The 23,325-nt window shown below is 69.6% G+C and carries 23 protein-coding genes; 12 read left to right on the top strand and 11 right to left on the bottom strand.

Going from position 1 to position 23,325, the window contains the following annotated elements; all coding sequences use genetic code 11:
* Positions 1–3 precede the first annotated feature (3 nt).
* Positions 4–1,041, bottom strand: a complete 1,038-nt coding sequence (locus ABRP24_RS00855) for an LLM class flavin-dependent oxidoreductase (RefSeq protein WP_111235972.1) — start codon at positions 1,039–1,041, stop codon at positions 4–6.
* Positions 1,042–1,091: 50 nt separating this feature from the next.
* Between ABRP24_RS00855 and ABRP24_RS00850 the strand changes: the two genes are divergently transcribed.
* Together ABRP24_RS00850 and ABRP24_RS00845 are read left to right on the top strand one after the other, a co-directional pair.
* Positions 1,092–1,424 carry a TraR/DksA C4-type zinc finger protein gene (locus ABRP24_RS00850; RefSeq protein ID WP_349849997.1) on the top strand — a complete coding sequence of 111 codons (333 nt, stop codon included), beginning with the start codon at positions 1,092–1,094 and terminating at the stop codon, positions 1,422–1,424.
* A gap of 130 nt (positions 1,425–1,554) precedes the next feature.
* Positions 1,555–2,004: a TIGR02611 family protein gene (locus ABRP24_RS00845; protein WP_173035268.1), complete on the top strand. Its 450-nt coding sequence runs from the start codon at positions 1,555–1,557 to the stop codon at positions 2,002–2,004.
* Positions 2,005–2,014: 10 nt separating this feature from the next.
* Here ABRP24_RS00845 and ABRP24_RS00840 read toward each other — a convergent pair whose 3' ends face one another.
* A complete protein-coding gene (locus ABRP24_RS00840; RefSeq protein ID WP_349849999.1) occupies positions 2,015–3,271 on the bottom strand; it encodes an MFS transporter in 1,257 nt (418 codons plus the stop codon).
* A 103-nt stretch (positions 3,272–3,374) separates the two neighbouring features.
* Here ABRP24_RS00840 and ABRP24_RS00835 point away from each other — a divergent pair, with 103 nt between their 5' ends.
* On the top strand, positions 3,375–3,740 hold the full coding sequence (locus tag ABRP24_RS00835) for a helix-turn-helix transcriptional regulator (RefSeq protein ID WP_071245119.1): 366 nt from the start codon (positions 3,375–3,377) through the stop codon (positions 3,738–3,740).
* On the top strand, positions 3,737–5,323 hold the full coding sequence (locus tag ABRP24_RS00830; RefSeq protein WP_349850001.1) for a methyltransferase: 1,587 nt from the start codon (positions 3,737–3,739) through the stop codon (positions 5,321–5,323). Before ABRP24_RS00835 ends, ABRP24_RS00830 begins: the two co-directional genes overlap by 4 nt.
* A gap of 3 nt (positions 5,324–5,326) precedes the next feature.
* On the opposite strand, the gene ABRP24_RS00825 is transcribed toward ABRP24_RS00830, so the two are convergent.
* Positions 5,327–6,190 (bottom strand): NAD(P)-dependent oxidoreductase, encoded by an 864-nt coding sequence (locus ABRP24_RS00825; protein ID WP_071245140.1) that lies wholly within the window; start codon positions 6,188–6,190, stop codon positions 5,327–5,329.
* Between the two features lie 113 nt (positions 6,191–6,303).
* The gene (locus ABRP24_RS00820) at positions 6,304–6,894 is read right to left on the bottom strand and encodes a TetR/AcrR family transcriptional regulator (protein ID WP_027465935.1); all 591 of its coding nucleotides are present in this window, start codon (positions 6,892–6,894) and stop codon (positions 6,304–6,306) included.
* Positions 6,895–7,070: 176 nt separating this feature from the next.
* Here ABRP24_RS00820 and ABRP24_RS00815 point away from each other — a divergent pair, with 176 nt between their 5' ends.
* Positions 7,071–9,551 (top strand): glycoside hydrolase family 3 C-terminal domain-containing protein, encoded by a 2,481-nt coding sequence (locus ABRP24_RS00815; RefSeq protein WP_349850003.1) that lies wholly within the window; start codon positions 7,071–7,073, stop codon positions 9,549–9,551.
* A gap of 490 nt (positions 9,552–10,041) precedes the next feature.
* Here the strand turns inward: ABRP24_RS00815 and ABRP24_RS00810 are convergent, their stop codons facing one another.
* The gene (locus ABRP24_RS00810; RefSeq protein ID WP_027465937.1) at positions 10,042–11,055 is read right to left on the bottom strand and encodes an LLM class flavin-dependent oxidoreductase; all 1,014 of its coding nucleotides are present in this window, start codon (positions 11,053–11,055) and stop codon (positions 10,042–10,044) included.
* A gap of 122 nt (positions 11,056–11,177) precedes the next feature.
* On the opposite strand from ABRP24_RS00810, the gene ABRP24_RS00805 reads away from it, so the two are divergent.
* Together ABRP24_RS00805 and ABRP24_RS00800 are read left to right on the top strand one after the other, a co-directional pair.
* Complete coding sequence (locus tag ABRP24_RS00805) at positions 11,178–13,748, top strand: DUF3516 domain-containing protein (protein WP_349850005.1); 2,571 nt, start codon at positions 11,178–11,180, stop codon at positions 13,746–13,748.
* Positions 13,749–13,812: 64 nt separating this feature from the next.
* Positions 13,813–14,064, top strand: a complete 252-nt coding sequence (locus ABRP24_RS00800; protein ID WP_027465939.1) for a DUF6458 family protein — start codon at positions 13,813–13,815, stop codon at positions 14,062–14,064.
* Positions 14,065–14,071: 7 nt separating this feature from the next.
* Here the strand turns inward: ABRP24_RS00800 and ABRP24_RS00795 are convergent, their stop codons facing one another.
* From ABRP24_RS00795 to ABRP24_RS00780, 4 genes are all read right to left on the bottom strand, one after another.
* On the bottom strand, positions 14,072–14,470 hold the full coding sequence (locus ABRP24_RS00795) for a PIN domain-containing protein (RefSeq protein ID WP_371836699.1): 399 nt from the start codon (positions 14,468–14,470) through the stop codon (positions 14,072–14,074).
* A gap of 5 nt (positions 14,471–14,475) precedes the next feature.
* The gene (locus ABRP24_RS00790) at positions 14,476–14,676 is read right to left on the bottom strand and encodes a type II toxin-antitoxin system VapB family antitoxin (RefSeq protein ID WP_111232839.1); all 201 of its coding nucleotides are present in this window, start codon (positions 14,674–14,676) and stop codon (positions 14,476–14,478) included.
* A 58-nt stretch (positions 14,677–14,734) separates the two neighbouring features.
* Positions 14,735–15,256 carry a ribonuclease H gene (locus ABRP24_RS00785; protein WP_027465941.1) on the bottom strand — a complete coding sequence of 174 codons (522 nt, stop codon included), beginning with the start codon at positions 15,254–15,256 and terminating at the stop codon, positions 14,735–14,737.
* 63 nt (positions 15,257–15,319) lie between these two features.
* The gene (locus ABRP24_RS00780) at positions 15,320–16,150 is read right to left on the bottom strand and encodes a hypothetical protein (protein WP_349850009.1); all 831 of its coding nucleotides are present in this window, start codon (positions 16,148–16,150) and stop codon (positions 15,320–15,322) included.
* 118 nt (positions 16,151–16,268) lie between these two features.
* On the opposite strand from ABRP24_RS00780, the gene ABRP24_RS00775 reads away from it, so the two are divergent.
* Entirely contained in the window at positions 16,269–16,607 is a 339-nt protein-coding gene (locus ABRP24_RS00775; protein ID WP_051596813.1) for a hypothetical protein, read from the top strand.
* Positions 16,608–16,612: 5 nt separating this feature from the next.
* Here ABRP24_RS00775 and ABRP24_RS00770 read toward each other — a convergent pair whose 3' ends face one another.
* Entirely contained in the window at positions 16,613–17,431 is an 819-nt protein-coding gene (locus ABRP24_RS00770) for an aldo/keto reductase (protein WP_232750631.1), read from the bottom strand.
* A 197-nt stretch (positions 17,432–17,628) separates the two neighbouring features.
* Positions 17,629–18,834: an MFS transporter gene (locus ABRP24_RS00765; protein WP_071245113.1), complete on the bottom strand. Its 1,206-nt coding sequence runs from the start codon at positions 18,832–18,834 to the stop codon at positions 17,629–17,631.
* Positions 18,835–19,189: 355 nt separating this feature from the next.
* Between ABRP24_RS00765 and nrdH the strand changes: the two genes are divergently transcribed.
* The 4 genes from nrdH (at position 19,190) to nrdF (ending at position 23,138) form a co-directional block, all read left to right on the top strand.
* Positions 19,190–19,423, top strand: coding sequence for a glutaredoxin-like protein NrdH (gene nrdH, locus ABRP24_RS00760; RefSeq protein ID WP_017886897.1), 234 nt, complete (start codon positions 19,190–19,192; stop codon positions 19,421–19,423).
* Between the two features lie 110 nt (positions 19,424–19,533).
* Entirely contained in the window at positions 19,534–19,950 is a 417-nt protein-coding gene (gene nrdI, locus ABRP24_RS00755) for a class Ib ribonucleoside-diphosphate reductase assembly flavoprotein NrdI (protein ID WP_027465945.1), read from the top strand.
* 17 nt (positions 19,951–19,967) lie between these two features.
* Entirely contained in the window at positions 19,968–22,073 is a 2,106-nt protein-coding gene (nrdE, locus tag ABRP24_RS00750; protein ID WP_349850012.1) for a class 1b ribonucleoside-diphosphate reductase subunit alpha, read from the top strand.
* 90 nt (positions 22,074–22,163) lie between these two features.
* Positions 22,164–23,138 carry a class 1b ribonucleoside-diphosphate reductase subunit beta gene (gene nrdF, locus ABRP24_RS00745; RefSeq protein WP_017886894.1) on the top strand — a complete coding sequence of 325 codons (975 nt, stop codon included), beginning with the start codon at positions 22,164–22,166 and terminating at the stop codon, positions 23,136–23,138.
* The last annotated feature ends 187 nt before the right edge of the window (positions 23,139–23,325 follow it).

Below are 23,325 nucleotides of genomic sequence, written 5' to 3'. Positions count from 1 at the left end.
GGGTCAGGCGGGGACCGGCTCCGCGTCGACCTCGGTGAACACGTCCTTCACGGCGGCGAGCAGGCGAGCGTTGAAGTCCACGCCGAGCTGGTTCGGCACGGTGACGAGCACGGTGTCGGCAGCCCGGACGGCCTGGTCGGCCGCGAGTTCCGCGACGAGCTGTTCGGGCTCACCGATGTAGGACCGGCCGAACCGGGCCAGCCCGCCGTCGAGGTGCCCGACCTGGTCCTGCCCCTCGACCTGCGCGCGAACGCCGAAGTAGTGGCGCGACTCGTCGTCGATGATCGGGATGATGCTGCGCGAGACCGAGACGCGCGGTTCGCGGTCCCAGCCCGACTCGGACCACACCCGACGGAAGCGCTCGATCTGCTCGGCCTGCAGCTGGTCGAACGGCACACCGGTGTCCTCCGTCAGCAGGGTCGAGGACATCAGGTTCATGCCCTGCTCGGCGGTCCACTCCGCGGTCGCTCGGGTGCCGGCGCCCCACCAGATCCGGTCGCCGAGCGAGTCGGACAGCGGGGAGATCGGCAGGGACCCGACCGACCCGGTCATCTGCGGGTTGGCGTTGGCCATCGGCTCGCCGGCGATCGCGCGGCGGAACACGTTCGTGTGCGCGCGCGCCATGTCGCCGCCGTTCTCGTCAGCAGCGTCGGGCACGTAGCCGAACTGCTGGTAGCCGGCGAGGGCGGTCTCGGGTGATCCCCGCGAGACACCGAGCTGCAGTCGGCCGCCGGAGATCAGGTCGGTGGCCGCGGCTTCCTCCGCCATGTAGAGCGGGTTCTCGTAGCGCATGTCGATGACGCCGGTGCCGATCTCGATCCGGCTGGTCTTCGCGGCGATGGCGGAGAGCAGCGGGAACGGCGCGGCCTGCTGCGGGGCGAAGTGGTGGACGCGGAAGTAGGCGCCGTCGACGCCCGCTTCCTCGGCTGCGACCGCGAGGTCGATCGCCTGCACGAGGGCCTCCCGCCCGCTGCGCACCTTCGACCCCGGCACGTCACGCCAGTGTCCGAACGACAGGAACCCGATCTTCGTCATGTCCATGCGAACGCATCCGGAGGCGGGGCCATTCCGCCGCGACTACCGTGTCCGGGATGGATGACCCCCGCCCCGCGCTCGAGGCCGAACGCGTCCGCAACGTCCGGCTGCTCGCCGAGGTCGAGCGGAGCATGCGCGACGTCAGCGACGCCCGGCAGGATGCGAACTCCGACGACGAGCACGACCCGGAGGGCGCGACCCTGGCCTGGGAACGCGGCTCGCTCGGTGCGGTCCGCGACGGCGCCCAGCTGCGGATCCGCCAGGTGGACGCAGCGCTCGGACGACTCGACGACGGCACCTACGGTCGCTGCACTGTCGGCGGCGAGCCGATCCCGGAGGCCCGGCTGGCCGCCGTCCCGTGGGCGGCGACGTGCGTCGCGCACGCGTGAGGGGCACGCGATCGGTGCCGCCTGACGGCCTGGAGCCGCGGGCTGTCCCCGCCACGCGCCTCCCGGCATGCGCACCCCGTGTCCACCCCGTGCGCCGCTGATTCCCAGCCGCGCGCCCTACGTTTTCGGCATGGACGGCGACCCGAACGACCGACCCGGCGACGCCCGGGCCGACGGCACGCCGCGCCAGCGCTTCCAGTGGTTCCACCGCCTGCGCGCCTGGATCCACGCGCGGCCGCACGTGCACCTGCTCTACAAGGTGCTGGTGGGTCTGGTGGGCGGGCTGATCGTCATCGTCGGGCTGATCCTGGTGCCGCTGCCCGGACCGGGGTGGCTCGTGGTGTTCATCGGCCTGACGGTCCTGGCGAGCGAGTTCCACTTCTTCCACCGGATCATCACCTGGCTCCGGGCGCAGCTGCACCGCTTCTGGGACTGGGCCAAGCGGCACGGGCCGAAGCGCCTGCGGGATGCTGCAGACCGGGGCAAGGCCGACGTCGATGCTGCGCACACCGGTGCGGCGCGGACGGTCGGGGTGCGTGCGCGCGCTCGCGGTGCGAACTCGGCGCGACCGGGCCACTAGCGCGGCGGCACTAGTCGGCGGAGGCGACCCGGATCGAGCCGGTCGCGGTGCGCTCGATGACCTCGGCGGCGTGCTCCTCGACCTCGGCGGCGTCCGTCGACCACAGCTGCAGCACGAGGGCGACGACCGCGGCGAGCACGATGAATCCGCCGTACCCGGCGATGACCGGGACGAGACCGACCGACGGCTCGAGCAGGCCTCCGATGACCGAGGGCACCCCGAACGCCAGGTAGCTGACGACGTAGATCGTCGAGAGCAGTCCGGCGCGGTGGGTCGGGGCGGCGGTGGCGAGCAGCATCCGGAGCGGCGCCTGGAACCCGGCGCCGAAGCCGACACCGGCGATCGCGCTGCCGACGACCATGCCCGGCAGGGAGTGTGCGAACACGAACGACACGGTGACGATCGGGCCGAGCACGAGCGCGACGAGCCCGAGCAGGACCGCGCGACGGGTGTCCATCCGCTGGATCGCCAGCCCGGTCAGGGCGCCGACGCCGGTGACCACGGCGATGAGCGCACCGGCGGCGAAGTGGTTGGTGATGCCGAACACCGTGCCGAGCGCCGAGGGGACGAGCGACAGGAACATGCCGCCGAGGGCCCAGCTGGCGACGAGCGAGCCGGCGACACCGCGGAACAGCCGACGTGAGGACCGCGGCACGCTGATCGTCGGGCGCAGGGAGCGGAATGCGCCGGGACGACGCTGCACCTGCTCGGGGACGACGAACAGCGCGAGCACCAGCAGCACGAGGAGCGCGCCGAACAGCAGGTAGACGAGCTGCTCCGGCGCCGGACCCCACTGCACCAGCGCGCCGCTCGACATCGCGCCGGTGGCCAGCGCGATCGGCGGGATGACGCCGTTCAGCACGCCGGCCATGGTGGGGTGGCGTTCGAGGGAGTTGTCGATGAGGGCCGCACCGAGGGCCCCGATGAGCAGCCCGACCGAGACACCCTGCACGATCCGGTCGACGATGAGCGCGACGACCCCGTCCGCCATCGCGAACAGGCCGAGCGACAGCGCGACGCCCAGGCCGCCGACGACGAGCACGGGCTTGCGGCCGACGTGGTCGGACAGGCGACCCGCGACGAGCAGACTCGCCAGCAGGCCGGCGACGTAGATGGCGAAGACCCCGGTGAGCATGAGCGGGGTGAGGTGCCACTCGGCTGCGTAGACCGGGTAGATGGGCGACGGCACGGCCGACGACGCGACCGAGACCAGGAGCATCGCCGCCAGGATCCAGAACCCGGCGACCGAACGAGCTGACTGGTGCATGCGCACCCCTTTCCATCTCCGTGCAGTACGACTGCATTCGTACCGCACTCGAACAGTACGACGCAAGTCGTACAGCAAGCCGAACGGTGGTAGCGTCCCATCCATGCCCGCGCACGTCGATGCTCCTGAACGGCTGCCGCAGCCGTCCGTGGCCGAGATGGACCTCCCGGTCGTGATGGACGCCCTGAGTGACCCGATCCGGCTCGCGATCCTGCACCGCTACCTGGTCGACGCGGCCGGGGGTGAGCGCAGCTGCGGCTGGGTCGGCATCGACCGGCCGAAGTCCACGCTGACCCACCACTTCCGGGTCCTGCGCGAGGCCGGCCTGCTCGAGCAGCACCTGGAGGGCCTGACCCGCGTCAGCCGCGTCCGCGTCGAGGACGTGCAGCAGCGGTTCCCCGGGCTCCTCGACCTGGTGCTCGACTGGCAGGTCCCCGCGGCGCTGCTGCGCGAGGGGATCGCCTCGTGAGCGCCGGCGCGGGCACCGGCGTGGACGCTGTGCACACGCTGCCGTCGATCGTCGCGGACCCTGCCGTCACCACGGCGCTCGCCGCGGACCTGACGGCTGCCGGCTTCACCGTCGACCGGCTCGACTCGCTGTGGGGCGCCGAGGCCGCCGCATCGCTGCACCGCGGTTCGCGCGTCGCCGCGCTCCGCGCGCTTGCCGCCCGCGAGACCACGCCGCTCGGCACCCTGGCGACGCTGTTCGTGCTCGGCCTGCCGGTGGCGCGGGCCGAGGCCGCCGCGGCGTTCCCGACCGTCGGGCTCGACGCCGTCATCGCCGCGGGCCTGCTGCGCAGCGAAGGCGAAAGCGCCGACGCGCTCGTGCACCCCACCGTCGACCTGCGCCCCTACGCCTTCGTCGACGACCTCGGCGCCGGCAGCTGGTGGATCGTCTCCGACCTCGGCGAGCTCGCCCTCGGGCACGCCATCAGCGAGGAGCACGTCCTCGGCATCGGCGGCGCCACCACGACGCTGAGCGGCCTGCAGGTGCCCGTACCGGTCGAGCGTGTGCTCGACCTCGGCACCGGGTGCGGCATCCAGGCCATGCACGCGCGGCGCTTCGCCGACCAGGTAGTCGCCACCGACATCTCGCGCCGTGCCCTCGACATCGCCCGGTTCAACGCCCGGCTCAACGGCATCGACGGCATCGACTTCCGGTTCGGCTCGCTGTTCGAGCCGGTCGCGGGGGAGCGCTTCGACCGGATCGTCTCGAACCCGCCCTTCGTCATCACACCCCGTCGCGAGGGCGTCCCGTCGTACGAGTACCGCGACGGCGGCATGGTCGGCGACGCCCTGGTCGAGACGGTGCTCCGCGGCCTCGACGCCCACCTGGAGCCCGGTGGCACCGCTCAGCTCCTCGGCAACTGGGAGTACCACTGGGGCGTCGACGGCCTGGACCGCGTGCGTGCCTGGTTCGCCGACACCGACCTCGACGTGTGGGTGATCGAGCGCGAGCGGCAGGACCCGACGTCCTACGCCGAGACCTGGATCCGCGACGGCGGGACGAAGCCCGGCACGGCCGAGTTCGACACCCTCATGAGCGCCTGGCTCGACGACTTCGCGGACCGTCGCGTCACCGGCGTCGGCTTCGGCTACGTCGTGGTGCGTCGCCCCCTGCCAGGAGGCCCGTCCGGCCTCCGCCGGTTCGAGCGCGTTCCCGAGACGCTCGGCTCCAACCCCGCGGGCCTCGGCGCGACGGTCGCCCGCGTCCTCGACGCGGCCGCCTGGCTCGCCGCGCACGACGACGCCGCGCTCGCCGCCGCCCACCTGTCGGTGGCCGGTGACGTCACCGAGGAGCGGTACTACTGGCCGGGCAACGACGACCCCACCGTGATGACCCTGGTGCAGGGCGGCGGGCTCGGGCGCCGGGTGGACGCGGACACCGCACTCGCGGCGTTCGTGGGTGCGTGCGACGGCGACCTGTCCGTCGCCGCGATCATCGGCGCGCTCGCGCAGATCACCGGCGTGGACAAGCAGGCGCTCGCCGCCGACCTGCTGCCGGCGGCGCGCGACCTGGTGCTCGACGGGCTGCTCGTCCCCGCCGCCTGACGATCAGGCGCGGTGGTCGCGCCAGCTGTGCTCGGGCGTGTAGCCGAGGAGTTCGCGGGCCTTCTCCGACGACAGCAGCGAGCTGACGCCGTCGATGTCCGCACGGCGCTCGATGTCCGGCACGAAGCGTTCGACGAGCTCGATCGTCGGGGTGTCCATCACCGTGTCGGGGCTCGCGATGACGAACGCCTCGAACCCGGTGAGGTCGGCCTCGAGTGCCCGGCGGACGGCCTGGGCCCCGTCGCGGGAGTCGATGTACGACCACAGGTTGAAGGTCTTCGCCTCGGGGGTGGCGTCCCACGGGAACGCCGGGTAGTCGGTCTCGTCCATCACGTTCGAGAAGCGCAGGCCGATCATCTTCAGTTCCGGGTCCCAGCGGGTGAAGTGGCGGGCCATCTCCTCCTCGACCGCCTTGCCGAGGGAGTACGACGACTGCGGGCGGACCGCGAACTCCTCGTCGACCGGCAGGTAGGGCGGGTGGTGCTCGCCCATCGGGATGCCGAGCAGGGTCTCGCTCGACGCCCACACGACGTTCTTGATCTTCGCGGCACGTGCGGCGTGGAAGACGTTGATCGACGAGGTCACGTTGTTCGTGATGAGGGCCACGTCGGGGACCTGCCCCGGGGCCGGCACTGCCGCGAGGTGCACGACGGCGTCGACGTGGTCGTACCGGTCGTCGATGCCGAGCAGGGCGTTCAGGACCTGGCCGTGGTCGGTCAGGTCGATCCGCACGAACGGGACTCGCTCGGGCTTGTCGGGGGAGGGGACACGGTCGAGCAGGACCACGTCGTACCCGTGCGCATCGAGGTCGCGCACCACCGCTCGTCCGAGCTTGCCGCTGCCACCGGTCACCACTACACGCGTCATCGCGTCACTCCACATCGTCGTCGGAACACACCCTGGCGGGCACCGACCATCCTGCCCCGCCGTGCCTGACGCGACCAGGCCCTGTCCGTACCCCGGAGCGTCGCGGGCGGTGGTCAGGCGGTGGGGGTGACCTGGGCGATCGCGAGGCGGGCGACGAGTTCGACGTGCTCGGCCATGTCACGGGTGGGGTCGAAGAGCCACTGGATCTGCATGCCGTCCGACACCGCGAGCAGGACGCTGGTCAGTTCGTCGGGGTCGATGTCGGTGCGCAGCCGGCCGTCCTGCTGCATGGCTCGGAAGTCGGCGGACAGGTCGCGGCGGCTGCGGTCGTAGCGCTCGCGGAAGTACTCGTGCGCCGGGTGCTCGGCGTCGGTGGCGGCTGCGGCGGACAGGTTGACGAACATCTGCACCAGACCCGGGACCTCGGCGTTGTGCCGCACGATCGCGGCGAGCAGGGCTGCCGGGTCCGCGGCCTGCCAGTCGTGCGCGAGGTCGAGCTCGTCGCGGCGGCGGAGGATCTCGACCCAGAGCTCGTCCTTCGAGTCGAAGTAGTGCAGCAGGCCGGCCTGGGTCAGCTCCACGGCGTCGGCGATGTCCTTGATGCTCGTCCGCCGGAAGCCCTGCGACGCCACGAGGTCCAGCGCGACCGTGAGGATCTCCTCGCGCTTCGCGATGCCCTTTGCGTACGAACCCCGTCGTGCCATGGCCAGACTGTACCGCCCGCAGGAGACCCGGAGAAACCAAGCAACGGTTGGTTTTCGGTGGTACGGTGCAGGAGCTGCCAGTGCGGGCGGCGAACCCGGTGGATGGTGGGTGTGGGCGACGAGGCCCCGGCCGTCCAGGCGGCGCCCCGCGGCCCTGAACGAGAGGACCGACCACCGTGAACACCGTGAACGACGCGAGCACCGCCTCCAGTCCGTCGACGCCGCTGACCGAGCGCATCGATGCGCTCCTCGGCCAGCTGACCACCGACGAGAAGGTGCAGCTGCTCACCGGACGTGACTTCTGGACCACCTGGCCCATCGAGAAGATCGGGCTGCGCCGGATCCTGATGTCGGACGGCCCGTCGGGCGTGCGCGGCGAGGTGTGGGACGAGCGCGACCCGTCCCTGAACCTGCCGTCGGCGACCGCGCTGAGCGCCTCGTGGGACCGTGCGATCGCGAAGCGCTACGGCGCCGCCGCCGCGGTGGAGGCCCGCCGCAAGGGCGTCGACGTCGTGCTCGGCCCGACCATCAACCTGCACCGGTCGCCGCTCGGTGGCCGGCACTTCGAGGCGTTCAGCGAGGACCCGGTGCTCACCGGTGACCTGGCCGCGTCGTACGTCGACGGCGTGCAGGACAACGGTGTCGCCGCGACCCCGAAGCACTACATCGCGAACGACTACGAGACCGACCGCTTCACCGCGTCGACCGAGGTGTCGGACCGTGCCCTGCGCGAGCTGTACCTGCTGGCGTTCGAGAAGGCCGTGACCGAGGCGCACGCCTGGGCGATCATGTCGTCGTACAACGCGATCAACGGCGTGACGGCGTCGGAGAACGACCTGCTCGAGACCCCGCTCAACTCGGAGTGGGGCTTCGACGGCATCGTCGTGTCCGACTGGACCGGGGTGCGTTCGGTGGACTCGGCGAAGGCGTCGCAGGACGTCGCGATGCCCGGGCCGAACCCGTGGTGGAGCGAGGGCCCGCTGCTCGCCGCCGTGCAGTCCGGCGAGGTGCCGATGGCGGCGATCGACCGCAAGGTCCGCCGGATCCTGACCCTGGCCGCCCGCGTCGGCGCGCTCGAGGGCTTCGAGCCCGTCGCCGCGTCGCCCGTGCACGTCGAGGACGGCATCGCGTTCGTGCGCGAGGCCGAGGCCGAGGGCACGGTCCTGGTCCGCAACACCGGTGTCCTGCCGCTCGACGCCCCCGCCGTGTCGCGCATCGCGGTGATCGGCCACAACGCCGACCAGGCCCGCACACAGGGCGGTGGGTCGGCCACGGTCGTGCCGTCGCAGGTCGTGTCACCGCTCGACGGCATCCGTTCGGCCTTCCCCGGCGCGAGCGTGGACTACGCGATCGGCGCCGTCGTGCAGGAGGGCATCGCGGAGTTCCCGCTGTCCACCATCACGAACCCCGGCACCGGGGAGCCCGGAGCCCGGGTCGCCTTCGTCAAGGACGGCGAGGAGCTGTTCGTCGAGGACCGCCGCGCGACGGCACTGTTCTGGTTCGGCGGCGACGCCCCGACCCGCGAAGCCGACCGGCTCGACATCACCACCACCTACACGGCCGAGTCGACCGGGACCGTGCGGTTCGGCATCGGCGCGGCTGGCCGGTCACGCATGTGGATCGACGGCGAACTGCTGCTCGACGAGGACGTGCCGTTCGAGGGCGACCAGCTCGGTGCCGCGTTCCTCAACCCGCCGGCGCGGTCCGTGCCGGTGTCGGTGACCACCGGCCAGCAGGTCGCGATCCGCATCGAGTACGACATCGTGCAGGACGAGACGCTCGGCGGGGTGCTGGCGTACCAGTTCGGCACCGAGCCGTCGGACGACGACCCCGCCGTGCTCATCGAGGCCGCGGTGGACGCCGCCCGTGGTGCGGACGTCGCCGTCGTCGTGGTCGGCACGAACTCCAAGGTCGAGTCCGAGGGCTACGACCGCTCCTCGCTGGCACTGCCCGGCCGCCAGGACGACCTGGTGCGCGCGGTCGCCGCGGCGAACCCGAACACGGTCGTCGTCGTGAACGCCGGGTCGCCGGTCGAGATGCCCTGGCGGAACGACGTCGCCGCGGTGCTGCTGACCTGGTTCGGCGGGCAGGAGTACGGCAACGCCCTGGCCGACGTGCTGACGGGGGCGCAGGAGCCCGGAGGCCGCCTGCCCACCACGTGGCCCGTCGCGATGGCTGACGTCCCGGTGCTCGACGTCACCCCGGTCGACGGGAAGGTCGCCTACGACGAGGGTGTCCACGTCGGTTACCGGGCCTGGCTGCGGGCCGGCACGGAGCCGGCGTACCCGTTCGGCCACGGCCTCGGCTACACCACGTGGTCGATCGAGGGCGTCTCCGCGACCCCGACCGTGCGCGAGGGCGACGCCGTCATCGTCACGGCGACCGTCGCGAACACGGGCGCCCGCGCCGGCAAGCACGTCGTGCAGGTCTACGCGTCCCGTGCGGAGTCTGCGGTCGACCGCCCGGTGCGCTGGCTGGTCGGGTTCGCTCCGGTCCGGCTCGCCGCGGGCGCCTCGACGGAGGTCTCGATCGAGGTCCCGGCGCGAGCCTTCGCCCACTGGGACGGCTCGTGGCAGTACGAGTCGGGGACCTTCACGTTGCACGTCGGCGCCTCGGTCTCCGACGACGCCGGAACCGCGTCCCTCGAACTGGAGTGACGAAGTCGTCCGGTTTCCGCGCAGCTCCCAACTCCGTTCAGTAACATCTATGTGCGCGAGTCGGCTGGTTACCGTCCGCGCACGCACCGACTACGGGGTCGCTGGGTGAGCGACTCGGTCTCCTGATCCGGCCGTTGTTGCCCTGGCCTCCCCGGTGCGTCCCAGAATGCGTCCCCGCGTCCGCGCGGGGACGCATTCGTCGTTCCGGCCCCGATGCGCACCGGTGAACCGGTTGCCGCACTTCGTCCCGGTTCGGAAAAACGAGTGACACTTGGTCAACTTCTTACGTCCCAGGTGCGCGGAACGGTGTGACAAACCGCTCGGTAGGTGGAACGATGGGTGCACCATCTCGTGCGGATCAGGGACGAGATGGTCATCCGGCCGGGCTCTCGGGCCTCACCAACTCGATCAGAGCCCCGCCGGATGCCCTTGACTCTCGGTGGCGGTGCGGCGGCGGGACCGCAGGTGGTCGGGCCAGCGGCGCCGGCCCTCAGGCCCGCAGTGCCGGGGCGATCTCCTCGGCCACGATGCGCAGGATCCGCTCGTGTGCCGCACGGTCGCCGTTCGCCGGCAGGGTGATGACCAGTTCGTCGGTGGCGGTGACCGCCGGGTCGGCGAGCAGGGCGTCGACGATGGCCGCCGGTTCGCCGGACACGACCTTGCTGAACCGGAACGGCGGGGTACCCGAGAGCGGCCGGCCCTCGTCGTCCATCCCGGAGGCGTACCCGGTCAGGAACTCCTCGTGCACGGCGCGGTCGTGGTCGTCGAGGAGCGGCACCACGATCCGGCCCACGGCGACCTTGGACTCGCGCTGCGGGTGCAGCTCGGCGAACCGCTCGCGGTAGGCGACGATCTGGTCGGCCTGCGCCTGGGCGAACGGGGCGCCGGTGTCCTCGGTGTTCAGGGTCGAGCAGTGCAACAGGAGGCCCTTCTCGGCCGTGCGGACCGCCGTGCCCATGCTGCCGCCGCCCCACCACACTCGGTCGCGCAGGCCCGGGCTGAGCGGCTGCAGGGTCAGGTCGGCCCCGGCGGGGATGCTCTCGTAGCCCTTGCCGGCACTGCCCAGGGGCTCACCCTGCAGCACCTCGAGCAGCCGTGCGGCGCGGGCCTCGGCCTCGTCGCGGAAGCTGCGGTCGACCGTGCCGAACACCGGGTCGAGGATCGGGCCGTACCCGGCGATGCCCGTGCTGATGCCGAGCTGTACCCGGCCACCGCTGAGCAGGTCGACCGTGCTGGCGTCCTCGGCCAGGCGCACCGGGTCCTCGTAGCGCATGCCGAGCACGGCGGTGCCGAACGCGATGGTGCTGGTGCGTTGGGCGGCGGCCGCGAAGAAGGTCATCGGGCTCGTCAGGTACGGCTCGAAGTGCCGTCCGCGCACCCAGCCCGTCCCGTAGCCGAGCGACTCGGCGGTCTCGAACAGGCGCAGGCCGTCCTCCAGGGCGCCGGCGGCGCCGTCGGTGCCGCCGTGGTTCGGGACGAAGGAGAGGAAGCCGAGTTCGCGCATGTCGCGAGTCTATGCGCACGTATCGAAATGCGCCTGAGTCGGCGACGGGGCGGACGGGAGGCCCGTGGCGGCACCGCCACGGGCCTCCCGTCCGCCCCATGCGCACCTGGGAGGATGTGTACATGACCGACGTCACCACCGTGCCCCCGCTCGTCGCCGCGATCCCGGCGGCGGTGGACGGCGTCGTCGACCCCGACGAGGTCTACGAGGCCTTCGCGGCCTGGGCCGCCGAGGGCGGCCGGCCGCTGTACCCGGCGCAGGACGAAGCGGTCATCGAGCTCGTGTCCGGCGCGAACGTCGTGCTGAGCACGCCGACGGGCACCGGGAAGTCGCTCGTCGCGGCCGGCGCGCACTTCGCCGCGCTCGCCGAGGGCAAGCGGAGCTACTACACGGCACCGATCAAGGCGCTGGTGTCCGAGAAGTTCTTCCAGCTCGTCGAGCTGTTCGGTGCGCAGAACGTCGGCATGGTCACCGGTGACTCGAGCGTCAACGCCGACGCCCCGATCGTCTGCTGCACCGCCGAGATCCTTGCGAACCTCGCCCTGCGGCAGGGGCCGGACGCCGACGTGGACGTCGTCGTGATGGACGAGTTCCACTTCTACGGCGACCCCGACCGAGGCTGGGCGTGGCAGGTGCCGCTGCTCGTGCTCGAGCGGGCGCAGTTCCTGCTCATGTCCGCGACCCTCGGCGACGTCACCACCATCGCCGACGACCTGTCCCGCCGGACCGGTCGGCCCACCGCCCGCGTGACCGGTGTCTCGCGACCCGTGCCGCTCGAGTACCAGTACGTGATGACGCCCGTGCAGGAGACGGTGGAACGGCTCCTCGAGGAGGGCAAGGCGCCGATCTACATCGTGCACTTCGCCCAGGCCGCCGCACTCGAACGGGCGCAGTCGCTGATGTCGGCGAAGGTCGCCTCGCGCGAACGCCGCGACCAGATCGCCGACGCCATCGCCGGCTTCCGCTTCAGCGCCGGGTTCGGACAGACCCTGTCGCGCCTGATCCGGGCCGGCATCGGCGTGCACCACGCCGGCATGCTGCCGAAGTACCGACGACTCGTCGAGCAGCTCGCCCAGCGCGGCCTGCTGCCCGTCATCTGCGGCACCGACACCCTGGGCGTCGGGATCAACGTGCCGATCCGGTCCGTCCTGTTCACGGGGCTGACGAAGTTCGACGGCACGAAGATGCGCCAGCTGTCCGCGCGGGAGTTCCACCAGATCGCCGGCCGCGCCGGACGTGCCGGCTACGACACCGAGGGTGACGTCGTCGCCGAGGCACCCGAGCACGACATCGAGAACGCCCGCGCCGTCGCCAAGGCCGGCGACGACCCGAAGAAGAAGAACAAGATCAAGCGGAAGAAGGCGCCCGAGGGCTTCGTGTCCTGGGGTCAGGCGTCGTTCGAGCGGCTGATCGCGGCCGAGCCGGAGCCGATGGTCTCGCGCATGCGGATCACGCACGCGATGGTGCTGTCCGTCGTCGCCCGTGGCGGGGACGCCTTCGCGGACGTCCGGTCGCTGGTCTACGACAACCACGAACCGCGCTCCCGGCAGCTCGCGATGGCCCGGCGGGCACTCGTCATCGCCCGGACCCTCATCAACGCGCGGGTGATCGAGAAGGTCGACGGCGCCTACCGCCTCACCGTCGACATCGCGCCGAACTTCGCGCTCAACCAGCCGCTGTCGCCGTTCGCGCTCGCCGCGTTCGAGTTGCTCGACCCTGCTTCTCCCACCTACGCGCTGGACATGGTGTCGGTCGTGGAGGCCACGCTCGACGACCCGCGGGCGATCCTGTCGCAGCAGCAGTTCAAGGAGCGTGGCGAGGCCGTCGCCCGGATGAAGCAGGAGGGGATCGAGTACGAGGAGCGGATGGAACTGCTCGAGGAGGTCACCTGGCCGAAGCCGCTCGACGAGCTGCTGACCGCCGCCTACGAGGCGTACGCCGCCGAACAGCCCTGGGTGCTCGACTTCCAGCTGTCCCCGAAGGCCGTCGTCCGCGACATGTACGAACGCGCGATGACCTTCGGTGACTTCGTGCGCTTCTACCAGCTCACCCGCTCCGAGGGGCTCGTGCTCCGCTACCTGTCCGACGCGTACCGGACCATGCGGCAGACCATCGCCGAGGAACAGCGGACCCAGGAGCTCGACGACCTGATCGAGTGGCTGGGCGAGGTCGTGCGGCAGACCGACTCCTCGCTCGTCGACGAGTGGGAGGCGCTGCTCAACGGCGACGTCCTGCTGGCCTCCGAGGAGCACGAGGAGATCGCGCCACCGCAGCCCGCACGACTCACCGGCAACCCGCGGGCGTTCCGGGTCCTCGTGCGCAACGCCCTGTTCCAGCGGGTGCTGCTCGCCGCGGCCGACGACATCGACGGGCTCGGGGAACTGGACGCGACCGTCGGCTTCGACCGGTCGGCGTGGGACAACGTGCTCGAGGAGTACTACGAGGAGCACGACAGCGTCGGCACCGATGCCGACGCACGTTCGATGCAGTACCTGGTGCTCGACGAGAGCGGTGCCACCGCATCACCCCGGGTCTGGAAGGCGCGGCAGATCTTCGCCGACCCCGAGGGCGACAAGGACTTCGGGTTCTCGGCGACGATCGACCTGGACGCCTCGGACGAGGTCGGCGAGGCCGTCGTGCGGGTCACCGAGATCGGACGGTTCGACGGGTGGGCCGAGGTGGACGTCGACTGATCGGCGCTGGGGTTGTCGGACGTGTACCGTCTCCGGCACCACCCCCACCCGAGAGGACTGCGTCATGCGCATCGGATCCAGCATCGCCCTGATCGTCATCGGCGCGATCGTCGCCTTCGCGCTGAACATCCAGCTCGCCGGTATCGACCTCCGCCTGATCGGCTACATCCTGATGGCAGCCGGTGTCGTGCTGCTCATCATCAGCCTCGCCGTGGCCTTCGGCGGTCGCCGCACCACGACCACCACGCGCTCGGGCGTCGACCCGGCGTCGGGGGAGCAGATCACCCGCCAGGACCGGCGCGACGGGACCTACTGACGCGCGGTCAGTGCTCCGGCAGGTACTCGTGCCGGAAATCGGCGACCGCGTCGGCGATGTGGTCGTAGTCGCGATCCGAGCTGAGGACGGTTGCCCCGTTGCGCACGGCATAGGCAGCGATGTGGACGTCGATCGGTCCTGCTCCGCGGACGTGGCCGTTGTTCCAGAGAGCGTTCTGGATGCTCGTCACATCCTGGACGTCCGGGTGTTCTGATGCTTCGAGGAAGGCGTCCATGTCATCGCGGTGTCCCTGGTGGTCGGGCCCGGTGCGTGCTGAATGGCAGTACTCGAGGACCTGAGGTGGGCACGTCATGATCAAGTCCTGCGTTGCGATCTCGCGAAGGCGTCGTGCGATCCCCGCGGAACGGTGCGCCTTCCACCAGACGGAGTTGTCGACGATGTACATCGCCATCAGGGATGGAGCTCGTCAGCCGCGGAAGGGTCGGCGCTGAAGTCTCGCGCGATGATGCGTTCGACGGCGGCCGGCTGTCGCCGCACCGCGATGAGGGTTTCGAGTGCTCTCTGCACGACCTCGCGGTTGGAGCGGGCGCCGGTCAGCTGCTTCGCATCATCGAGCACGCGTGGATCAAGATCGATCGTCGTCACTGCCATGCCGATCACCTCCGTTATACAGAGGAGTATATAACCGGGTGGGCTGCTGGCGGAAGGGTCAGAAGAGGGTCGCGGGCGGGGTCGCGTCGGGCAGCGCGGACGGCTCGGGGACCTCGGCGCCTGGCCAGCCGGGACCGTGCGGCACGTCGGTGCCGTTCTGGAACGCGGTGGCAGCACCGCGGGCTCGCACATCGGCGGCCTCGTTCATCTCGTGACCGACGTGACCGCGCACCCACTCGAACGTGACCTTGCGGCCCTGCAGTTCCGCGTCGAGTTCCTTGATGATCTCGACGTTGAGGACCGGCTTGCCGTCGGCCTTCCGCCAGCCCTTGCGCTTCCAGCCGGCGAGCCACTCGGTGCAGGCCTTGATGGCGTACTGGCTGTCGCACAGGATGTGCAGCGGCTCGCCGGTGTCCTTCGTGGCGCGGAGCAGCTGCAGCACGGCGGTGAGCTCGCCGATGTTGTTCGTCGCACGGGGCCAGCCACCGGCCGCCCACCGGTCGTCGTCGACGTACCAGGCCCAGCCGGCGGGGCCGGGGTTGCCGAGGGCTGAGCCGTCTGCGGCGGCGACGATCGTCACGATGGGACCTCCTGGTGGTGCCGAGTGCTGGTCAACCGTAACGGACCGGCCCGGCCCCTCGGCTCAACGCCGAGCGGGGTCGAGGTTGAGCGTGCTGCCCTCGAGCAGCCAGTCGTCGTCGCGCTGCTCCGTGTAGGGGTTCATCCACTGCACCTGCACCTGCGCCGGCGTGACGCCGAACCGCTCCGCGACGGTCGAGAGCTCGTCGCCGTGCGCGACCAGGTAGTTCGCCGGTCGGCCGTCGAGGTCGGTGACGATGCCGTAGGCGCCCGGTCGGTCCTTGCCGACGGTGACCCGGAGGCCGGGGTAGGGGTTCGGGATCCTCCACGTGAGGTCAGCGGCGGCGAGCACCGATCCGGCCCACGGGCGCGCCGACGAGTCCTCGTCGGCCACCGTCGCGGGCACGAGGACGACACTGCGCAGGTAGTCGGGGCGTGGACCCGCCTGACCCATCGTGAACGAGGTCGGAGGAGCAACCGCGGCGGCCCACTCGACCGTTTCGCGCACCGCGCCGTCCGCACCGTCGAGCGGCTTCGCGGGCCGGTGCCGGAACTCCAGACGCATCGGCTGCGGATTGGTCGTCCGGTACCCGGAGAGCTGGGCGTCGAAGGTGCCGCGGTCGTTCGCAACGACGCGGACGTGGATGCTCGTGTCACCGCTCGGCGAGACGACGTCGGTCTCGGCCGCCACGGTGCCGGTGGGCAGCGCCTGCTCCACCTTGGCCGGATCGGCCGCCGGCGTCGGGTCCGGCGCGGGTTCCGCCGTGCGCTCGGCCGCCTGTCGCGTCGGTGTCGGGATCGCATCGTCGCCACCGAACGCCGTGCACCCCGTGAGCAGCAGCCCCACCAGTGCGGAGCCGATCACCGCGGTCGTCGCGGTCCGTGTTCGTCCCATCGTTCCCCCTCGTCGGCAGCGTAGCGGGGGCGAGGGGCGTCACGGAGTGCGGGGAGCGGACCGAGCCAGACTCGTTACACGGGGCCGGGGACTACCGTCCGCTACAGGAGGAAACACCATGAGCGACAGCATCCCGAACGCCCCCGGCCCCGAGCCGTCGGACGACCGAGCACGGAACGACGCGCTCCGCGACGCGGCCCACAGCGACGACGTCGACGGGGTCAGCGGCCGTGAGCAGCGGGCGGCCGACACGTCGTACAGCCCCTCGAGCGAGCGTGAGATGGACGCATCCCAGACGAAGCAGCGCGACGACGCCGACCTGCGTGAGGACGGCATCGACCCGTCCAAGGTCATCGCGGCCCCCGGGACGGGCGGCGCGGACGACGCCGGCGACGTGGAGCCCGAACCGGGTGACCTGCACCTGCCGTGGCAGTCCGAGGAGGACCGCCGGGGCTGATCCGGCTACGACACCGAGTCCGGGTGGGAGCCTGTCCGCTGCCCGGACTCGAGCGTCCCGATCGCCGCGAGCTCGTCGGAGGTGAGCTCGAAGCCGTCGACGTCGAGGTTCGACCGGATCCGTGACGGCGTGACCGACTTCGGCAGCACCACCACGCCCTGCTGCACGTTCCACCGCACGAGCACCTGCGCCACGCTCACGCTGTGCGCGTCCGCGATGCTCGTCAGCACCGGCTCGTCGATCAGTCGCCCGCGGCCGAGCGGCGACCACGCCCCGGTCACGATGTCGTGCTGCTCGTGGAACGCGATGAGTTCGCGCTGCGGCAGCCACGGGTGCCGTTCGACCTGGTTCAGCGCCGGTACCTCGCCGGTCTCGTCGATGAGTCGCTGCAGGTGCGGCACCTGGAAGTTCGAGACACCGATGCTCCGCGCCCGCCCCGACTCGCGCAGTTCCACCAGCGCCCGCCAGGTCTCGACGTAGCGGTCGTTCGCGGCGGCCGGCCAGTGGATCAGGTAGAGGTCGACGGCGTCGAGCCCCAGCCGCTCGAGGCTGCCGTCGAACGCCCGCAGGGTCGCGTCGTGCCCCTGGTGGTCGTTCCACACCTTGGTCGTCACGAAGACGTCGTCACGATCGAGCGCGGAGGCCCGGATCGCCTTGCCGACGCCGGTCTCGTTGCCGTACATCTCGGCGGTGTCGACGTGCCGGTAGCCGGCGTCGAGCGCGAGACCGACCGCCGTCTCCGCTTCGGCATCGTCGACCTTGTAGACGCCGAAGCCGATCGCGGGGATCGCGCGGCCGTCGCGCAGGGGGACTGAGGTGACCATGCACCCATCCTGCCGGTGCCTGGCGGGCGTGCGCCGGGCCTCCAGGCCATCTGTGGAGAACGCGACCCGCGCCCCGGGCGCACGTTCCTTCCCACACCGGCCGCGATGGCAAGTGGAATCGGGCGTACCTGGTCAGAACTCCCGACCAGGTACGCCCGATTCGACCAGGTACGCCCGAAACCGCCCGCCCCGCACGCTCAGGTCGGCAGGTGCACCGGCTCGGTGTCGGGGAGGGGGCTGGCGTCACGGCCGCGCAGGTCGGGCAGCCAGCTGCGCATCGCCAGGGGGAGCAGCACGCCCAGGCCGGCCATCACGGCGCCGACGGTGAAGCCGCCGACGGGGCCGCTGCCGTCGATCAGGAAGCCGGCGATCGCCGAACCGCCGGCGGCACCGATCAGCTGGCCGGTGCCCATCCAGCCGTAGGCCTCGGCCGTGTCGGAGAACTTGACGGTGGCGGAGACCGAACCGAACATCACCGCGAGGGCCGGCGCGATGCCCACACCCGCGATGACCAGGGCGAGGCAGAGCCACCAGAAGCCGGTACCGCCGAGGGCCAGGGTGAGGCCGACGAAGACGACGGCCATGCGCGTCCACAGGGTGTTGCGGGAGATCGGGCGGTGGCCGAACGCCAGGCCGCCGACGAGCGAACCGACCGCGAACACCGCGAGGACGATGCCGGCGTTCGGGCTGCCCTCGCCGAAGACGCTCGTGACACTCGCCTCGACCGCTGCGCACGCCCCGATGAGGAGCAGACCGGTCAGGGTGGCGACGACGACCGCGGGGCGCTTCAGCACGACACCGAAGGCGCGCTTGGAGCGGGGGATGCGGACTCGACCGAGCTCGGGGGAGGCGATGAACCACGCGCCGCCAACGACCAGGAAGACCATCGCGACGACGATCGCCTCGACCGTGCCGACCTGGGTGGCGACGAAGGTGGTGATGACCGGGCCGGCGACCCAGATGAGCTCCTGCGCGCTGGCGTCGAGTGAGAAGAGGGGTGTGAGCTGCGCCGACGTCACCATCTTCGGGTAGATGGTGCGCACCGCCGGCTGCACGGGCGGGACCGCCAGGCCGCCGAGGAACCCGACGACCACGTAGCCCCAGAGCGGCATGACCACGAACGCGATGACCACCATGCTGATCAGCGCGACGATGCTCGTCAGGATGAGGACGGGGCGCATGCCCCAGCTGCCCATCCACCGGCTCGTCAGGGGACCGGCCAGCGCCTGCCCGATGCTCGTCGTCGCCAGCACCAGACCGGCCGCGCCGTAGGAGCCGAACACGTGTTCGACGTGCAGCAGGTAGGCCAGCGACAGCATGCCGAACGGGAACCGCGCGGTGAGCTGTGCGGCGATGACACGACCCACGCCAGGGGTCTTCAGGAGGGGCCCGTACGTACTCACGAGACGAGTGTACGGACCGGCCGGACGGGGCTGTCCCCCGTCCTGGGGAGGGGCGGTTCGCGACACGCCGATGCGCTGATTCCACACTTGTGGATCGGGACTGTCCACGGGTGTGGGGAAGTGTCGGTGGTCGGCCGCAGACTGGCGGAAACTCGGGCCTCCCGGGAATCCACAGACTGTGGAGGACGTTGTGGAGAACTACATGGCTGTAACACTTCCTCTTGTGGTCGGTGCTGCGGCTAGCCACTAGATGTAGTGTGGAGGCATCGCAGCGGCCCCTCCCGGACACGACTGCGGACAGACATCAGCACCACCTCCACAGCACAGCAGAAACCAGTAGGAACCAGGGGAGAACATGGCCGTCACCGTCTACACCAAGCCGTCCTGCGTCCAGTGCACCGCGACGTACCGGGCCCTCGACAACAAGGGCATCGAGTACGAAGTGCACGACGTCTCCACGGACGAAGCAGCGCTCGAGCACGTCAAGAGCCTCGGCTACATGCAGGCCCCCGTCGTCGTCACGGACGACGACCACTGGTCGGGCTTCCGCCCCGACAAGATCGCGACCCTCAGCGCCGAACTGGCGTAGTCGTCTCCCGTCCTGCGGACGGTCACCCCGGTCCCGTTCAGGAGGCCCGGCGATCGCCCGCAGGACACCCTCGGTCCGCCTGTTCCGCACCTTCTCCAGAGGAGCGCACCATGAGCCGATTGGTCTACTTCTCGAGCGTGTCCGGGTACACCGCGCGCTTCGTCGAGAAGCTCGGACGCGACGCGGACCGGATCCCGCTCTACCCGAGCGAACCGTTCCTGCACGTCGACGAGCCCTACGTCCTGGTCCTGCCCACCTACGGTGGCGGCAACGGCGAGGGTGCAGTCCCCAAGCAGGTCATCAAGTTCCTCAACGACGCCCACAACCGCTCGCTCATCCGCGGCGTGGTGGTGGGTGGCAACACGAACTTCGGCGAGGCGTACGGCCTCGCAGGGGACGTCATCGCGCAGAAGTGCAACGTCCCCCTTCTCTACAGATTCGAACTCTTCGGGACCCCTGACGACGTGTCGGCGGTCAACTCAGGATTGGATGCATTTTGGACGCAGCAGTTGCAGACGTCGATCTGACGTCGCCGCAGACGGGGATGGACTACCACTCCCTCAACGCGATGCTCAACCTCTACGACGCGGACGGGAACATCCAGTTCGACAAGGATCGTGAGGCCGCCAAGCAGTTCTTCCTGCAGCACGTCAACCAGAACACCGTCTTCTTCCACAACCTGAAGGAGCGGCTCGACTACCTGGTCGAGAACGAGTACTACGAAAAAGCCACGATCGACATGTACTCGCTGGACTTCATCCAGCGACTCAACGACCTGGCGTACTCGAAGAAGTTCCGGTTCCAGACGTTCCTCGGCGCGTTCAAGTACTACACGAGCTACACGCTCAAGACGTTCGACGGCAAGCGGTACCTCGAGCGCTTCGAGGACCGCGTCGTCATGACCGCCCTCGGCCTGGCCCAGGGCAACGAGCAGCTCGCCATCGACCTGGTCGAAGAGATCGTCGCCGGCCGCTTCCAGCCCGCGACCCCCACGTTCCTCAACACGGCGAAGGCACAGCGCGGCGAACTCGTCTCCTGCTTCCTGCTCCGCATCGAGGACAACATGGAGTCGATCTCGCGCGGCATCAACTCCTCGCTGCAGCTCTCGAAGCGCGGCGGCGGCGTGGCCCTGCTCCTCTCCAACATCCGCGAGGCCGGTGCCCCGATCAAGCAGATCGAGAACCAGTCCTCGGGCATCATCCCCGTGATGAAGCTGCTGGAAGACTCCTTCTCCTACGCGAACCAGCTCGGTGCGCGTCAGGGTGCCGGCGCGGTCTACCTCAGCGCCCACCACCCGGACATCATGAAGTTCCTCGACACCAAGCGCGAGAACGCCGACGAGAAGATCCGCATCAAGACGCTGTCCCTCGGCGTCGTCGTGCCGGACATCACGTTCGAGCTCGCGAAGAACAACGAGGACATGTACCTGTTCTCGCCGTACGACGTCGAGAAGGTCTACGGCGTCCCCTTCGGCGACGTCCCGATCTCCGAGAACTACCGCGCGATGGTCGACGACTCGCGCATCAAGAAGACGAAGATCAAGGCGCGTGACTTCTTCACGACCATCGCCGAGATCCAGTTCGAGTCGGGCTACCCGTACATCGTGTTCGAGGACACGGTGAACAAGGCCAACCCGATCAAGGGTCGGATCAACATGTCCAACCTGTGCTCGGAGATCCTGCAGGTCAACACCCCGACGACCTTCAACGAGGACCTGTCCTACAAGGAGATCGGCAAGGACATCTCCTGCAACCTCGGCTCGCTGAACATCGCGCTGACGATGGACTCGCCCGACTTCGGCAAGACCATCGAGACCGCCATCCGCGGCCTGACCTCGGTCTCGCAGATGTCGCACATCACCTCGGTGCGTTCCGTCGAGGACGGCAACGACAAGTCGCACGCCATCGGCCTCGGCCAGATGAACCTGCACGGCTACCTCGCTCGTGAGCGCGTCTACTACGGCTCCGAAGAGGGCATCGACTTCACGAACATCTACTTCTACACGGTGCTGTTCCACGCCCTTCGTGCGTCGAACAAGATCGCGATCGAGACCGGCGAGACCTTCGACGGCTTCCGCGACTCGAAGTACGCGTCGGGTGAGTTCTTCGACAAGTACACCGACCAGACGTGGACCCCCGCGACCGCTCGTGTTGCCTCGCTCTTCGACAACTCGAACATCACGATCCCGACGCAGGACGACTGGAAGGCGCTGAAGGCGTCCGTCCAGGAGCACGGCATCTACAACCAGAACCTGCAGGCCGTCCCGCCGACCGGTTCGATCTCGTACATCAACCACTCGACGTCGTCGATCCACCCGATCGCGTCGAAGATCGAGATCCGCAAGGAAGGCAAGCTCGGCCGCGTCTACTACCCGGCGCCGTTCATGACGAACGACAACCTGGACTACTACCAGGACGCGTACGAGATCGGTGCCGAGAAGATCATCGACACGTACGCCGCGGCGACGCAGCACGTGGACCAGGGCCTGTCCCTGACGCTGTTCTTCAAGGACACCGCCACCACGCGTGACATCAACAAGGCGCAGATCTACGCATGGCGCAAGGGCATCAAGACGATCTACTACATCCGTCTCCGCCAGCTCGCGCTGGAGGGCACGGAGGTCGAGGGCTGCGTCAGCTGCATGCTGTAGAGCTGCCGCTCTGCTCCCTGGAGGCGCGGTGCCAACCCGCACCGCGCCTCCAGTCCGTCACTTAGTCACCATCTCTGTAAGGAACACACGTTGGTCGAGAAGCTGAAGCTCATTGATCGGGTCCAGGCCATCAACTGGAACCGCATCCAGGACGACAAGGACGTCGAGGTCTGGAACCGTCTCGTCAACAACTTCTGGCTGCCCGAGAAGGTGCCGCTGTCGAACGACGTGCAGTCGTGGAACACGCTGACGCCGGCCGAGCAGACCCTGACCATGCGTGTGTTCACCGGTCTCACCCTGCTCGACACCATCCAAGGCACCGTCGGCGCCGTGTCGCTCATCCCCGACGCGATCACCCCGCACGAGGAAGCCGTCTACACGAACATCGCGTTCATGGAGTCGGTGCACGCCAAGTCCTACTCGTCGATCTTCTCGACCCTCGCGTCGACGCGCGAGATCGACGAGGCCTTCCGCTGGTCCGAGGAGAACCCGAACCTGCAGAAGAAGGCGTCCATCGTGATGGACTACTACCAGGGCGACAACCCGCTGAAGCGCAAGGTCGCCTCGACGCTGCTCGAGTCGTTCCTGTTCTACTCGGGCTTCTACCTGCCGATGCACTGGTCGTCGCGCGCGAAGCTCACGAACACCGCTGACCTGATCCGCCTGATCATCCGTGACGAAGCCGTCCACGGGTACTACATCGGGTACAAGTACCAGAAGGGCCTCGAGACCCTCACGCAGGCCGAGCGCGACGAGCTCAAGGACTACACGTTCTCGCTGCTGTTCGAGATGTACGAGAACGAGGTGCAGTACACGCAGGACCTCTACGACGAGGTCGGTCTGACCGAGGACGTCAAGAAGTTCCTGCACTACAACGCCAACAAGGCGCTGATGAACCTGGGCTACGAGCCGATGTTCCCGAAGAACATCACGGACGTGAACCCGGCCATCCTCTCCGCCCTGTCGCCGAACGCGGACGAGAACCACGACTTCTTCTCGGGGTCCGGCTCGTCGTACGTCATCGGCAAGGCCGTGAACACTGAGGACGAGGACTGGGACTTCTGATCCTGGTCTGACTCATGGGGACGCCCCGCTGGCTTCGGCTGGCGGGGCGTTCCCTGGTATCCCGACGATGCGGACCGCGAATCTCCGCGCTCAAGCGAGATGCACTGGTGCGGCCGGTGTCACCCACGACGAGCGCGTCGAACGGAGCCCCCAGCGTTCGGCTTCGCCTTGCGACCTCCGGTACCGG

Origin of the sequence: Curtobacterium sp. WHRI 8282, assembly GCF_040223925.2 — a bacterium.
In the GTDB taxonomy this organism is placed as follows: Bacteria; Actinomycetota; Actinomycetes; order Actinomycetales; family Microbacteriaceae; genus Curtobacterium; species Curtobacterium flaccumfaciens.
This window is presented reverse-complemented; position numbering and strand designations above follow the sequence as displayed.